Source organism: Arthrobacter sp. L77 (assembly GCF_000816565.1).
Taxonomy (GTDB): domain Bacteria; phylum Actinomycetota; class Actinomycetes; order Actinomycetales; family Micrococcaceae; genus Arthrobacter_D; species Arthrobacter_D antioxidans.
Map to the genome: position 1 here is coordinate 364,660 of NZ_JWSU01000001.1, position 13,615 is coordinate 378,274.

The 13,615-nt window shown below is 68.1% G+C and carries 17 protein-coding genes; 9 read left to right on the forward strand and 8 right to left on the reverse strand.

The window, feature by feature from the left end; translation table 11 throughout:
• The first annotated feature begins 22 nt into the window (after positions 1 to 22).
• Positions 23 to 400, forward strand: coding sequence for a VOC family protein (locus RY94_RS01780; RefSeq protein WP_043440922.1), 378 nt, complete (start codon positions 23 to 25; stop codon positions 398 to 400).
• Between the two features lie 30 nt (positions 401 to 430).
• Here the strand turns inward: RY94_RS01780 and RY94_RS01785 are convergent, their stop codons facing one another.
• Positions 431 to 667, reverse strand: a complete 237-nt coding sequence (locus RY94_RS01785) for an exodeoxyribonuclease VII small subunit (protein WP_043440925.1) — start codon at positions 665 to 667, stop codon at positions 431 to 433.
• Between the two features lie 109 nt (positions 668 to 776).
• Entirely contained in the window at positions 777 to 2,078 is a 1,302-nt protein-coding gene (gene xseA / locus RY94_RS01790; protein ID WP_052273817.1) for an exodeoxyribonuclease VII large subunit, read from the reverse strand.
• Between the two features lie 194 nt (positions 2,079 to 2,272).
• Between xseA and RY94_RS01795 the strand changes: the two genes are divergently transcribed.
• Together RY94_RS01795 and RY94_RS01800 are read left to right on the forward strand one after the other, a co-directional pair.
• Positions 2,273 to 3,115 (forward strand): hypothetical protein, encoded by an 843-nt coding sequence (locus RY94_RS01795; RefSeq protein WP_043440928.1) that lies wholly within the window; start codon positions 2,273 to 2,275, stop codon positions 3,113 to 3,115.
• Between the two features lie 61 nt (positions 3,116 to 3,176).
• Positions 3,177 to 4,268: a 4-hydroxy-3-methylbut-2-enyl diphosphate reductase gene (locus RY94_RS01800; protein ID WP_043440930.1), complete on the forward strand. Its 1,092-nt coding sequence runs from the start codon at positions 3,177 to 3,179 to the stop codon at positions 4,266 to 4,268.
• Between the two features lie 60 nt (positions 4,269 to 4,328).
• On the opposite strand, the gene rmuC is transcribed toward RY94_RS01800, so the two are convergent.
• Complete coding sequence (gene rmuC / locus RY94_RS01805) at positions 4,329 to 5,666, reverse strand: DNA recombination protein RmuC (protein WP_043441381.1); 1,338 nt, start codon at positions 5,664 to 5,666, stop codon at positions 4,329 to 4,331.
• A 93-nt stretch (positions 5,667 to 5,759) separates the two neighbouring features.
• On the opposite strand from rmuC, the gene ychF reads away from it, so the two are divergent.
• Positions 5,760 to 6,845: a redox-regulated ATPase YchF gene (gene ychF, locus RY94_RS01810; protein ID WP_043440933.1), complete on the forward strand. Its 1,086-nt coding sequence runs from the start codon at positions 5,760 to 5,762 to the stop codon at positions 6,843 to 6,845.
• A 205-nt stretch (positions 6,846 to 7,050) separates the two neighbouring features.
• On the opposite strand, the gene RY94_RS01815 is transcribed toward ychF, so the two are convergent.
• The 3 genes from RY94_RS01815 to RY94_RS01825 all read right to left on the reverse strand — a co-directional run bounded on the left by RY94_RS01815 (position 7,051) and on the right by RY94_RS01825 (position 8,733).
• Complete coding sequence (locus RY94_RS01815; RefSeq protein ID WP_043440935.1) at positions 7,051 to 7,635, reverse strand: DapH/DapD/GlmU-related protein; 585 nt, start codon at positions 7,633 to 7,635, stop codon at positions 7,051 to 7,053.
• A gap of 433 nt (positions 7,636 to 8,068) precedes the next feature.
• A complete protein-coding gene (locus RY94_RS01820) occupies positions 8,069 to 8,305 on the reverse strand; it encodes a helix-turn-helix transcriptional regulator (protein ID WP_043440937.1) in 237 nt (78 codons plus the stop codon).
• On the reverse strand, positions 8,299 to 8,733 hold the full coding sequence (locus RY94_RS01825; protein ID WP_043441383.1) for a hypothetical protein: 435 nt from the start codon (positions 8,731 to 8,733) through the stop codon (positions 8,299 to 8,301). The genes RY94_RS01820 and RY94_RS01825 overlap by 7 nt, the downstream gene beginning before the upstream one ends.
• Before the next feature lie 216 nt (positions 8,734 to 8,949).
• Here RY94_RS01825 and RY94_RS01830 point away from each other — a divergent pair, with 216 nt between their 5' ends.
• The 3 genes from RY94_RS01830 to RY94_RS17605 are packed head-to-tail and all read left to right on the forward strand — an operon-like array spanning position 8,950 to position 11,008.
• On the forward strand, positions 8,950 to 9,615 hold the full coding sequence (locus RY94_RS01830) for a MerR family transcriptional regulator (protein WP_052273818.1): 666 nt from the start codon (positions 8,950 to 8,952) through the stop codon (positions 9,613 to 9,615).
• A 14-nt stretch (positions 9,616 to 9,629) separates the two neighbouring features.
• The gene (locus RY94_RS01835; protein WP_043440939.1) at positions 9,630 to 10,607 is read left to right on the forward strand and encodes a hypothetical protein; all 978 of its coding nucleotides are present in this window, start codon (positions 9,630 to 9,632) and stop codon (positions 10,605 to 10,607) included.
• The gene (locus tag RY94_RS17605) at positions 10,604 to 11,008 is read left to right on the forward strand and encodes a DUF2834 domain-containing protein (RefSeq protein ID WP_052273819.1); all 405 of its coding nucleotides are present in this window, start codon (positions 10,604 to 10,606) and stop codon (positions 11,006 to 11,008) included. The genes RY94_RS01835 and RY94_RS17605 overlap by 4 nt, the downstream gene beginning before the upstream one ends.
• A 300-nt stretch (positions 11,009 to 11,308) precedes the next feature.
• Here the strand turns inward: RY94_RS17605 and RY94_RS01845 are convergent, their stop codons facing one another.
• Positions 11,309 to 11,818, reverse strand: a complete 510-nt coding sequence (locus RY94_RS01845; protein WP_043441390.1) for a GNAT family N-acetyltransferase — start codon at positions 11,816 to 11,818, stop codon at positions 11,309 to 11,311.
• 121 nt (positions 11,819 to 11,939) lie between these two features.
• Here RY94_RS01845 and RY94_RS17610 point away from each other — a divergent pair, with 121 nt between their 5' ends.
• Entirely contained in the window at positions 11,940 to 12,242 is a 303-nt protein-coding gene (locus tag RY94_RS17610) for a hypothetical protein (RefSeq protein WP_156134973.1), read from the forward strand.
• Between the two features lie 78 nt (positions 12,243 to 12,320).
• On the forward strand, positions 12,321 to 13,040 hold the full coding sequence (locus RY94_RS01855; protein ID WP_156134974.1) for a hypothetical protein: 720 nt from the start codon (positions 12,321 to 12,323) through the stop codon (positions 13,038 to 13,040).
• A 127-nt stretch (positions 13,041 to 13,167) separates the two neighbouring features.
• Here RY94_RS01855 and RY94_RS01860 read toward each other — a convergent pair whose 3' ends face one another.
• Positions 13,168 to 13,563 carry a hypothetical protein gene (locus RY94_RS01860; protein ID WP_043440945.1) on the reverse strand — a complete coding sequence of 132 codons (396 nt, stop codon included), beginning with the start codon at positions 13,561 to 13,563 and terminating at the stop codon, positions 13,168 to 13,170.
• Positions 13,564 to 13,615: the final 52 nt, after the last annotated feature.

A 13,615-nucleotide genomic window follows, 5' to 3' on the forward strand; every position in this document is an offset into this window, starting at 1 on the left:
ACCACCGAGGAGGGGGAGACCCATGGACTGGAAGATCGAACTCGTGGCCGTGCCGGTCGGCGACGTGGACCGCGCCATCGCGTTCTACCGCGACCGGGCCGGTTTCACGCTCGACCACGACCACCGGGTCGGCGAGGGCGTGCGCTTCGTGCAGTTCACCCCGCCCGGCTCCGCCTGCTCCATCGCCTTCGGCGAGGGGATCAGCGAGATGCCACCCGGATCGCAGCGCGGCCTCCAGATCGTCGTGGCCGACGCCGAACGCGCCCGGACCGAACTCCTCGGCCGCGGCGTGGACGCGAGCGACGTCGACGACCAGCCGTGGGGGAGGTTCGTGTACTTCGCCGACCCCGACGGCAACACCTGGGCGCTGCAGGAACTGCCGGCGAGGCCCTACTCCTAGGGCGGTGCGCGCGGGCCAGTATCCCCGGCGCTACTTGCCCTCGGCCTTGTCGCGTGCTGCCGCCAGCCTCACCTTGGCGCCCTCGAGCCACGCCTCGCAGCGGTCGGCGAGGGCCTCGCCGCGCTCCCACAGCGCGAGGGACTCCTCGAGGCTCACGCCTCCGGCCTCGAGCCGCGAGACGACGGCGACGAGTTCCTCCCGTGCCTGTTCGTAGGACAGCGTGTCCACCGCGGTGGGGCCTGGGTCAGGTTGCTGGGTGTCCGTCATGGCATGGTCCTCGTCTGCTGGGTGGCCCGTGCCCGTGCCCGGGCCCGGGTGTCTGTCAGGGGATCGTCACCGGTAGGGCCCGGGACGCCCGTGCTCTCCTGCGCCCTGGTCACGACGCCTCCCGCGGTGCCGGCGGATCGCCGATGACCGCGCCGAGCTGCCCGCCGGCAACACGGATCCGCACGGCGTCCCCGCGCTCCACGTCGTCGGGGGTCCTCACCACGTGCCTGTCGGCGCGCTGCACCACGGCGTATCCGCGGTCGAGCGTGTTCTGGGGAGAGAGGGAGCGCACGCGCTCGCGGAGGTGGTGGACGGCGTCCGCGTCACGGTCCACCGCGGACGTGGTGGACCGCAGGGCCCGTGACCGCAGACGCTCGACGTCGGCCTGCCGCACGTCGATCATGCCCTCCGGCCGCGCCAGGGACGGGCGGGAGCGCAGGTTCGCGAGGCTCTCGCCCTCGCGGTGCACGAGGACGCGGATGGACCGCTCGAGTGCCGTGCGCGCCTGGCCGATCCTGCCGAGCTCCTCCGTGACGTCGGGGACCACGCGCTTCGCGGCGTCCGTGGGCGTGGAGGCGCGCAGGTCCGCCACCTCGTCGAGCAGGGGGCGGTCCGCTTCGTGCCCGATGGCGCTGACCACGGGCGTGGCGGCCAGGGCGACGGCCCGCACCAGGGACTCGTCGCTGAACGGCAGGAGGTCCTCGAGGGCTCCGCCGCCCCGGGCGATGATGATGACGTCCACGTGGGGGTCGGCGTCGAGTGCCGCCAGCGCCGCGGTCACCTGCGCCACACTGTTCACGCCCTGGACGGCGACCTCCCGCACGTCGAACTCGACGGCCGGCCACCGGAGCGCCGCGTTCCGCATGACGTCCTTCATGGCATCCGAGTCGCGGCCGGTGATGAGCCCGATGCGGTGGGGGAGCAGCGGCAGGCGTTTCTTGCGTGCGGACGCGAACAGGCCCTCCGCCGCCAGCGACTGCCGCAGCCGTTCGATCCGCGCGAGGAGGTCGCCGATCCCGACGGGCCGGATGTCGATGGTCTGCATGGACAGCCGCCCGGTCTTGACCCAGAAGTCCGGCTTGAGGCGCGCCACCACCCGGGAGCCCCTGTCCAGGGGGGAGGACACGCGGTCCATGACGCTGCCGTACACCGACAGGGAGAGCGAGACCTCGGTGTCGATGTCCCGCAGGGTGATGTAGCACATGCTGGAACGGCGGTTGAGTTCGATGACCTGCCCCTCGACCCACGCCGCCGGGGCCCGCTCGATGTGCGCCTTCAGCTTCTCCGACAGCAGGTGGAGCGGCCACGGGGAGTCCGGTGACGTCTCCGCCGCCGTGGCGGGGATGGTCGACGCCGCCCGCGCGTCACCGGCGTCACCGGCGGGCCGCGCCCTGATGCCCTCGCTCGTCATGGGTGTCCTGTCCTCGGGGTGGGTGCTGCCCCGTCGGCTTCGTGGCACCCGCACTGTCCATCTCTACCATCCCTCACCCCCGGCGACGGGGACCGCCGGGGGTTTGTGCGCCCACCGGACGAGGGGAGGAGGGCGGGATCCCGGGACGGCCCGAGCAGGCGTTATCGTGAATCCCACCCCACCCTAAGGATTCCATGCGGACCGTCGTCTCTGCCCTGCTGGCCCTGCTCGCGCTCGTCGTCCTCACCGGCGGTCTGGCGTGCGCGTGGGTGGACCGGAACCTCGTGGAGGAGTCGGGGTTCGTCGCGCTCGCAGCGCCGCTCGGTCAGGACCCGGACTTCCAGGCGGCGCTCACGGCGTCCGTCGCCGAGGACTTCTCCGCGCAGAGCGGTCTCCCGGACCCGATCGACGCCCTCGTGGAACCGCTCATCAGGGACGCCACGGCAGCTGTCACGGCGTCCTCCGGGTATCCCGGAGCCTGGGCCGAGGTGCTCCGCCGATCACATGCCGTCACCCTGGCGCACGCCGCCGACCCCTCGGAACCGGCACCGGCTCTCCTGGTCCTCGACCTGGCGCCGGTCGCGGATCTCGTGGCCGACAGCGTGGGGGGAAGCCTGGGCCTCGAGGTCCCCGTCCCCGAGGACACCACCCTCGCCATCGGCTCGATCGAGCGCAACGGGGTCTTCGGCGGCGTCGTGGATGCGGTGCAGTCCTGGCCGCTGTACCTCGCCGGTGCGGGCGCGCTGGCACTGCTCGCCCTGATCATCGCCCGACGACGCGGCACCACCCTCGCCCTGCTGGGACTCGGCGTGGTGGCCATCGGCGTCCTCGGTGCCCTCGCCGTGGGCTGGGTCCCCGCCGCAGCGGCCCGACTGCCGGGGACGGGTGCCGCCGCCGACGTGTTCCTCGGCGGTCTGGCCCACCGGGTCGGCACCGCCGTTGCCGCCGACAGCGTGCCCGTGATCGTCGCAGGGCTCGTCGCGGTGGCCCTCGGCGTGGTGGGGCAGTTCGCCGTCGGTCGCGGGCGCAGGGCTTAGCTCACAGCGGAGCGGCTCCGGATCACGCGGGCGCGGGTCCCCGAGCCGGTAGAATCGGCGCATGACCAGCACCGCCGTTCAGGTCCCCATGCCCACCATCCCGCGCAGGCGCCGCACGCCTGCCGACGTGCTCGCCGCTGCGCCGGTGGCGGGGGAGAAGTCGGTGCTGCTCGCGGCCCCCCGCGGGTACTGCGCAGGTGTGGACCGGGCGGTCATCGCCGTCGAGAAGGCCCTCGAGCACTACGGGCCCCCGGTGTACGTGCGGAAGCAGATCGTGCACAACCTCCACGTCGTCTCGACCCTCGAGGCGAAGGGTGCCATCTTCGTCGACGAGACGGACGAGGTCCCCGAGGGGGCGCTCGTCGTCTTCTCGGCCCACGGCGTCTCGCCCGCCGTCGTGCAGTCCGCGGAGGACCGCGGGCTGCGCACCATCGACGCCACCTGCCCCCTCGTGACGAAGGTCCACAAGGAGGCCCAGCGCTTCGCCCGGGACGACTTCGACATCCTCCTGATCGGCCACGAGGGTCACGAGGAAGTGGAGGGGACGGCCGGTGAGGCCCCCGACCACATCCAGATCGTCAACGGCCCCGAGGACGTCGACAAGGTGCAGGTGCGCGACCCCGAGCGGCTCATCTGGCTCTCGCAGACCACGCTCAGCGTCGACGAGACGATGCTGACCGTGAACCTGCTCAAGGAGCGCTTCCCCACGCTGCAGGACCCCCCGAGCGACGACATCTGCTACGCCACCTCCAACCGGCAGGCGGCCATCAAGAAGATCGCGCCGGAGACGGACCTCGTCATCGTGGTGGGATCGGCGAACTCCTCGAACTCGGTCCGCCTGGTGGAGGTCGCGCTCGAGTACGGCGCGAAGGCGGCGCACCGCGTGGACTTCGCGAACGAGGTGGACGAGTCCTGGTTCGAGGGCGTGGCGACCGTCGGCATCTCCTCCGGAGCCTCCGTTCCGGAGAACCTCGTGCAGGACGTGCTGCGGCTGCTCGCCGAGTACGGCTACGGGAAGGTCGAGGAAGTCGTCACCGCACAGGAGGACATCATCTTCTCCCTCCCCAAGGAGATCCGCGCGGCCCTCAAGGCGATGGGGGACCCGTCGCAGGGCCGGGGCGGACGCGGTCAGGACCGCACCTCGCTGAACTGACGGTCCCGCGGGACGGACCGCCCGATCCCAGCAGGGCGCGACCGGCCGGTCGCCGTGGTCCTAGCCCGCCGTCCCGTCGAGGAGTTCATGGGCGGTGAGGGAACGCGGCGTCGCGTCGATCGAGGCGGCCGGTTCGCCGGAGGCGGCCGGGCTGCCGATCCGCTGCACCCGGGCGGTGCCGAGCAGACTCACATCGGCGCCGGGTCCGCCGGCGTCGGACCCCTCGGCTGCCGCGTCGACGACGTCGAGTGATGCCGAGTCGAACGCGCCGATGCGCCGGGCGGTGGGCAGGACCCGCGACTCGAGGGCGCCGACGAAGGAGTTGTACCGCTCCACCGACGTCTTCAGGGAGGACCCGAGGCGGGTGACGTGCCCGCCCATGGTGCCGAGGCGCTCGTACAGCTGCTTGGACAGGTCGAACAGTTCCCGCGCGTTGTCGGTGAGGACGGCCTGGCGCCAGCTGAAGGCGGCACCCTTGAGGATGCCGAGCAGGGACACCGGTGAGGCGAGGGCCACGCTGCGGCCGAAGGCGTAGTCCAGCAGCTCGGGATCCGCGCGCAGGGCCTCGGACAGGACGGACTCGACCGGGATGAAGCAGATGACCAGCTCGGGGGAGTTGGTCGCCCCCTCCCAGTACTTCTTGCGGGCCAGGGCGTCGATGTGTGCCCGGAGCGCCTTCCCGTGCTGTTTCAGCAATTCGGTACGCCGTGCCTCGAATCCGGCCACGGCGCCGGCGTCCGCCGTGCCGTCGACCGCGCCCGCCAGTTCCTGCGCGGCGAGGAAGGCGCTCAGCGGGACCTTGGCGTCGATGACGATCTGCTTGTCGCCCGGAAGCTGCACCACCATGTCGGGCCGCGCCGTCTCGCCGTCGCTGCCCGCGGAGACCGAGACCTGCTCCAGGAAATCGACCCGCGACAGCATGCCCGCCGCCTCGACGACGCGCCGCAGCTGGATCTCGCCCCACTGGCCGCGTGCGCTGTTGCTGCGGAGCGCCCCCGCGAGCGAATGCGTCGTCGACAGCAGCAGGGCGTCCGCTTCGCGTGACTCCTCGAGCTGCCGGGCGAGCTGCCCGTACTGCTCCACGCGGTCGCGCTCCAGCAGGCCCACCTGCCGCTGGACCTGCGTGAGCTTCTCGGCGACGGGGGCGAGGGCCCGCAGGACGTCGTTGTCCGTCGACGTCTTGCCGGTCAGCTCGCGATTGTGCTGGTGCAGGAGGTCCCGCTGCGCGGCGGCCGCCGCGAGGTCCGTCGTCGTGCGCCCGAGACGGGCTGTCGCGTCGTCGAGCTCCACCCGGAGCTCCTCGGCGCGCGGCCGGAGGGAGCGCGCCACGAGGAAGGCGCCGACGGCGCACCCGAGGACGAAGGCGAGGATGACCAGGAGGACGGCGGTTGTGCTCATGCCCACACTGTGGCAGGAACCTACGACATTCCTCCCATTGCGTATCGGCACCACCGCCGAGGGGTTGCCCGAGGCCCGGTAGACTTGTCTCCCGTGGCTCTTACTATCGGCATCGTCGGACTGCCCAACGTCGGCAAATCAACCCTCTTCAACGCGCTGACGCGCAACAACGTCCTGGCGGCGAACTACCCGTTCGCGACGATCGAGCCGAATGTCGGGGTGGTCAGCCTGCCCGATCCCCGTCTCGCTCAGCTCGCCGAGGTCTTCGGCTCCAAGCAGATCCTGCCGGCGACCGTGTCCTTCGTGGACATCGCCGGCATCGTGAAGGGCGCGTCCGAGGGCGAGGGCCTCGGCAACCAGTTCCTCGCGAACATCCGCGAGGCGGAGGCGATCGCCCAGGTCATCCGCGTGTTCGACGACCCCGACGTCATCCACGTCGACGGCAAGGTGGACCCGCGCTCCGACATGGAGACCATCAACACCGAACTGATCCTGGCCGACCTGCAGACGCTCGAGAAGGCCATCCCGCGCGTCGAGAAGGAAGTGAAGATCAAGAAGCGCGAGGCCGCGCAGCTCACCGCCATGCAGGCCGCGCAGTCCGTCCTCGAGCGCGGCGACACGATCTTCGCCTCGGTCACCAGCGACAAGCTGGAGATGGAGCACCTCCGCGAGCTCAGCCTCCTCACGGCCAAGCCCTTCATCTACGTGTTCAACGTCGACGACGCAGTGCTCGGCAGTGAGGAGCGGCAGGCGGAGCTGCGCCGGCTCGTCGCACCCGCCGACGCCATCTTCCTCGACGCCAAGCTCGAAGCCGACCTCGTGGAACTCGACGAGGCCGAGGCCCGCGAGATGCTCGAGATGAACGGCCAGGACGAGTCGGGCCTCGACCAGCTGGCCCGCGTGGGCTTCCACACCCTCGGCCTGCAGACCTACCTCACCGCGGGGCCCAAGGAGAGCCGGGCCTGGACCATCAAGAAGGGCGCGACGGCGCCCGAGGCCGCCGGCGTCATCCACTCCGATTTCCAGCGTGGCTTCATCAAGGCCGAGGTGGTCCATTTCGTGGACCTCATCGATGCCGGCTCCATGAGCGAGGCCAAATCCCGCGGCAAAGTCCGCATCGAAGGCAAGGAATACATCATGTCCGACGGCGACGTGGTGGAGTTCAGGTTCAATGTCTAGTGTCCTGTTTCCGTAGAGAAGAAAATGCAGCTCAGTCGATCGAAGTCGACTGAGCTGCATTGTTTTGTGCCCGCACGACGACGGCCCGTGCGGTTGGCCGGCACCGAGACGCACAACCGCTCACCACGCTTTTCCTTGAGCGCTGGTTCGGGGTTCACCGCCGGTTCGGCCGAATCTGCAGAACAGTGACTTCCCGGCCGGGACGTCAGCCTTCCGGGACCGTGCCCACCTGCTTCGCCGGCACACCAATCACCACTGCCCCCGCGGGAACGTCCTTCGTGACGACTGCGCCGGCGCCCACCACCGCCCCATCGCCGATCGTCACGCCCGGCAACACCGTCACGTTGGCCCCGAACCACACGCCCGAACCGATCACCACGCGGGCCGGGTGCATATCGGCCCGTCGGCCTGGCGCCAGGTCGTGGTTCAAGGTCGTGATGACGGCGTTGTGGCCGATGAGCGACCCATCACCGATATCGATACCGCCCTGGTCCTGAAACCGGCAACCGCTGTTGACGAATACATCCGCGCCGAAGCGGATGTTCCTGCCGAAGTCGGCGCTGAACGGCGGGAAGAGTTGGAAGGATCCGGGGACCTCGCGCCCGGTCAGTTCGCTCATCAGGGCCCGCACCTCTTCGGGGGAGTGGTACCGCCCATTGAGTTCGGCGGTGATGCGCAGCGACTCCTGGCTCGCGGCGTGCATCGCCTCATGGTGCGGTGAAGCTCCGGGAATCGTCTCCCCGGCGTTCAGTGCGGTCAGGAGCCTGTCGAGACCTGGAATGTCGGCCATATACCCAACGGTATCGTGCCCTTGCAGCACCCTCGGGGCGCAACCAGGGGAACACAACGGACGCCCGTTGATTGCCGGATCGCTGAGACCTTCTGCCATCGGGATGTCGCGAGTCGTAGTGCCGGTACGGCCCGCCGCCAGACCGTACCGCAGGGCCTGTGCCCCGGTGCCCCCGGCGCTCATGGGTATGAGGTTCTTCGGCAGCGGAACGTGGTGGATCCACGTCGGATGGATGGACGCTTCGCCTGAACCAGTACAGTGCCGAAGGCCGGCCGCACGCCAATGGGCCGTCCCGCCATGATGTGCCACACGCTGGGGTCGACGCCCGCCGCCCGGACACGGATGAGGACCTGTTGGCGTCCGGGCTCCGGCCGCTCGACCTGCTCGAGGCGCAGCACATCCGCGTCTCCGTATGTGTCCTGCACGATTGCCCTCATCTGGATGCTCCTTCGTCGGTGTCCGGATATTGGAAGACGGCGTCGAGTCCGACGCCGAAGACTCGCGCGATCTGGAACGCGAGCTCGAGCGTGGGGGAGTAGCGGCCCTGCTCGATGGCGATCACGGTCTGGCGGGTGACACCGATCCGGTCTGCGAGCTCGGCCTGGGTCATCTCACCGTGCGTGGCGCGCAGGGCGCGGATGTTGTTGCGTACGCGGGTGGGTTTCACCATTCCGGCAGCCCCCGCCGGTAGCCGACGATCTTGGTGATCGATGCGAGGACCGCGGACAGCATGAACCCCAGGTAGATGACGTTCGCGATCCAGAAGGAGTCGGCCTCGAGCATCGCGAGCAGCAGCGCCGAGACGGCGCCGAGGATGACGAACGACTGGCCGACCCGGTCGCCGAATCGTGCGATCTGCCGGTCCCGCTGGTCGACGCGCGCGGCATCGCGCCGAAACATGCCGGAGATGATGCCGACGAGGATGTTGATCACGATGCCGGCAACGATCCCGCCGCCGATGGTCCAGAGCATGATCGGCGCGTAGGGGCGCTCCGTCAGTGCGCCCAAGCCGCTGCCGAGCAGCAGGCCGAGGTAGACCGCGTACCCGAGCACCGCGACCATTCCGAGAATCCAGGCGTTCTTCTCCTGCGCTGACACGACCACTCCCCTGTAAAAGATTATTGACACGCACAAGCTATGCCTGCCGAGGAAGCGCGTCAATAATTTTTTACATTGTCGGGTGTACCCATCTGCGTTCAGTCCACCTCCAGGAGTGGTCGACTGTGCGGGTGCCGACCGATGGAGAATAATGGATATTTTCCCTATCGGATAGCAGTGATATCTGTATCATTCAGGTATGACAACTCTCTCCTTATGGGTGCCGAGCGCAGGATGAAGATCTCTCGACTCAGCGAGGTGACCGGCATCCCCGTGCCGACTATCAAGATGTATCTGCGTGAGGGATTGCTCGCGCCGGGAGAGAAGTCGCGCCCGAACCAGGCCGACTACGGTGATGCGCATGTGCGTCGGCTCAAACTCGTGCACGGGCTCCTGCGCGTCGGGGGCCTCAGCATCGCCTCGACCCGGGAGGTGGTCGCGGCGATCGAGTCCGACGTCGCTCTCGTGGAGACCTTGGGTGTCGCCCAACGGGCAGCCACCGCGGTTGTCGACCCCGCTTCCGCTTCGGAACACGCCTATGAGGTCGTCGACGACCTCACCGCTGGCTGGGCTAACGACCCGCGCGGTCCTGGACGGGCCCTTGCCGCTACCTCGATTACTGCCTTCGAGGCTGCCGGTCAGCGCAACTCGGCGCAGTGGTACGAGCGTTACGCCGCGGCGGCACTCCTCCTCGCCGAGGCCGACCTCGATCTGATCGAAGCCCGGGAGGGTCGGGCCGAGAAGGCCGAAGCCGTTGTACTCGGAACGCTTCTCGGCGACACCCTGCTTGCAGGGCTACGCCGTGCGGCTCAAGAGCACGTCTCGAACGTGCGTTATCCGTTGCCGGATGCAACGGGGCACCACCATCGGATTCCACTGTAGGAAGGTATCGACTCATGACCGCGACGCTCGATCCACTACCTCGTACACTCCTCTCGGCACCTCGACCCGTTCGTTGGCACCGCCCGCTCCTCGGTTTTGCTGCTCTCATGCTGGTGTTCTCAGTCTTTGCCCTGGTCGTTCGCTTCATCGATCCGGTCGAGGTCACTGGGCTCAACCAATGGGACAAGCCGCTGAAGTTCTCACTCTCGATGGCGATCTACGCTGTCACGTGGTCGTGGCTCATCGGTCAGCTGGAGCGCTTCCGCCGCGTGGCCCGGGTTGCCGGAACAGTCATTGTGGTCACCCTGATCGCCGAAATGGTCGTCCTCATCGGTGCCGCGGCCCTCGGCACCACGAGTCATTTCAACGTCTCGACACCAGCCCACGCTGCCGCGTGGGGGGTCATGGGCGCGGCGATCAGCGTGCTGTGGATCGCGACCCTCGTCGCTGCTCTGCTGCTGTTCTTCAACCACCTGGGCGACTCTGCCCGCGCGGTGGCGATCCGATCGGGCGCGGCGCTCTCGCTCGTCGGCTTGGGCCTCGGCTACCTCATGACGGGTCCGACCTCGGCGCAGTTGGCCGATCCGCAAGGAATCGTCGGCGCCCACACAGTGGGCCTCGCCGACGGTGGGCCGGGGCTGCCCATCCTGGGCTGGAGCACAAGCGGGGGGGACCTGCGCATTCCGCACTTCGTCGGCATGCACGCCTTGCAGGCGATTCCGCTCGCGCTCATCGCGATGGAGCTCCTCTCGCGCCGAGTGTTGGTGCTGCGCGATGTCACGGTGCGTACGGGCCTGGTGTGGGTCGCTGCCGCGTCGTACGCGGGTTTCATGGCTTTGGTTACGTGGCAGGCGCTGCGCGGCGAATCGATCGTGTCGCCGGGCGTGGAGACCCTCACCGCGAGCATCGCGCTGATGATCGCTGCGCTCCTCGCGGGCGTTGCTGTTGTAGTCGTCGGGCGCGCCCGTATCGTCGCACAGGTACGCCGATGAGCGTCGAGCCGACGGCCGCCTCAAGCTCAACGGCGGCGCAGCGACCGGCCCGCCGTCTCCTCGTCGTGCTCTACTGCACTGCCGCGATCGTCGGTCTGATCGGAACCTGGTCGTTCAACCTCGCCTTCGTCCCAACGCCCGAAGCGCCGTCCTACTTCGAAGGCTGGTGGGTGAACGCCGCCTCCTCTTCGATCGCCGTCGATGTCATCGTCGTGGCGGTCGTGGCCTGCATCTTCTTCGTTGTCGAGGCCCTGCGGCTGGGAAGGACCTGGCTGGTCGTGACTGCCGTCATCCTGATACCGCTCTCGTTCGCCGTAGCAATCGCTTTCACCTTCCCCCTCTTCCTGGGGCTTCGCGAGGTCGTTCTTCTTGACCGTCAGTCTCGAAAGGGACGACTCTGACGGACACTTCCGGAAGCTACCGCCCGCGTATCCCTCAGGGTGTGCATCGCAGCGGTACCTGACGTTGTCCACGCAGCAACACCTGGTCCGCGAAAGTCCCATCCAGTGTGCTCGGCTCTGCGCACCGGCGCCCTGATCATCCTGTCGAGCGGCGGTCATGTCCGGCTGTTGCTGCACGCCGCTCCTCAGGCCGGGAGATTCGTCACCGAGATCGGCGCGAGCCGGAGATGATGCTCGTTCTACAGAAGGCGCAGTAGGTGATCCTCGATCGCGCGACGTAGCAGAGCCCACCAGTGACCGTCAGCCGGTGAGATCTCGCTGCATGGCGGTCCGTGGCCACTCATCCAGCCCTATGGCGGCTTCATGCTCCCGGACCTGTCTCAACCCCGGCGACAGGTGGTTCACCGGGATAGCTTCGAAGCCGAGGCGTGCATAGTAGGGAGCATTCCAGGGCACCTCGGTGAAGGTTGTCAGGGTCAGTGAGGAGAACCCTTCCGACCTTGCCCACTCGGCGACGGCTTCTATGAGCTGACGCCCTCTACCCTGGCCCGCATGGCCCGGGTCTACCGAGACCTGCTCGATGTGGGGAACCCCGTCCAGAACATCGAGGAGGAGATATGCCACGACATGGCCGAGATCATTCGTGTCGACCCATGCCCTGCCACTGCGCAGATAGCTGCGAAGATCGTCAGCCGGCATCGGCTCATCGTCCGCGACGGCTGCCATGTCCATGTCACGGAAGACTGCCCCGGCGGCACGCTCGATGATGATCATCGACTCGATGTCGTCGTCCTGCGCCACACGAATCATGCCCCCCATTAGAGCAAACCCACCGCAGTGGACCCTTCATCTTCCCGCTCAGGGGTTACATCCGACACTTCTCGGTTCGCGGCCGGAGGTGCCAGTCTTCCATCCGGTTATCGTTGCTGGCATGAGCGACGACGCACTGACGGTAGGGAAGCTGCACCCGAAACTCGAGCGGATCCGCGCACGAGCGGTCGCACGACGTGTGCCTTTCGAGGAAGTCACTGCCACCGAGCTGGTAGTCCACGGCGCGGTAGGCCCAGGCTTCCTGTCGCAAGCGGCCACGCTCGTCTGGGGCGTCCTGGGTCTACGCGGGGCGCTGGAGGCTCCTGAGGCGCAGCAGCCCTACGCGTATGTGTACTCGGTGAAACCCGACGGGCATGTCCGGAAAGAGCGGCTCTGGGCTCCGTACCGCCCTCCGTCCGCGTGAGCCTCTCTTCGGAAGCGGGGGCTGCGGCAGGACGACAGTGCTCCGAAACTCGCTGTCGTGGCCGTGGTTGGATGAATCATGGGGAACAGAGGAAAGGCGCTGATACGCACCAGCATTACGGTGTCCGCAGTCCTGTCGCTGGCAGCGTGCACCGGTGACACCGGAGAGGCGGAACGTGACAAGCCGTCGACTGTCGTCAGCGCATCGACAGCCGCAGCCGCGGAGCCCATGGACCGTTTGACCAACCGTCTGGTCGGCCTCACGGACCTGCAGGGACGACCGCTGTACATCGTGCCGGAGGCCCGGACGCGCAGCCACCTGGAGGCGTTGACGAACCAGCCACTCTTCGAGCGGGTGTACACGCCCGCAGACTGCGCACCGGACGAGGCATTCACTCCGCCACCCGCTGGGCTCGAGGGTGTGCTGGGGCGCAGCAACCTCAGCGACGACCACTCCGGACTGGGGGTGGAGATCCACACCGCGCCAAATGAAGCAGAACTGGTCGACTACTTCGTCGGCGCCGGCCCGGAGCCTCTGGTGAGGTGCACGGATTTCGAGGTGACGGTCGGCGACGTCAGGCAGGGTTTTTCCTACACCCGCGTCGATGCACCGCCTATTGCCCCGCATTCCCGCGTGACCCAGTACAGCGTCACGCAGGACGGCTCGACCACCCACCCCCTGAGGGTGACGGCGGTCGACGGACTCCTCGCGGCATCGGTCATTCTCTCCACCGTTGAGCCTGCGGACGAGGGGACGACCGACAGGATTCTGCGCCTCACCCAACAAGCGGTCAGTTGATCTGAATCGGCGCCTCAAGCGAGTTCTTGGCCGGGCGGTCCGGACCGAGAACCGAATGCTGAATTGTTCAGTTCGGTTCGGTTCAGCAGCACGGTGTCTTCGCTTCGCAGTAGTTCGCCCGATCGGGTTACCTGGAGGAGGTGACGGTGGGTCGGGCGACAAGCAGGCCGATGATGCAGGCCACCGACGTCACCAGTAACGCAAGGAAGCCGAGCATCATCAATCCGAAGGCGCCGATGTCGCCGTAGGAGGCTTCCACGGACCCGAAGGAGAACAGGTAGATCCCGTTGGCGATGAGCAGGGGTAGTGCCGCGATCGCGAGGAGGACGGCGCCGAGCCTCAGGAGATCCGGGCGGCAGCGCGTCAACCGGCCGACCAGGACGAACGCACCAGGGACCGCGATGCACAGCACCGCTGAACCCGTATGGGCAGCGGCGAACAGTGACGGGTAGTCGGGTCCGGAGTAGTGCCAGAGGTGCACTGTGAGGAAGGACAGCATCAGCGCTGCCAGGCCAGGGGCCATACGGTGATACGCGGTCACGATGTCAGGACCTACGTCGTCGGGGGCGCGTACT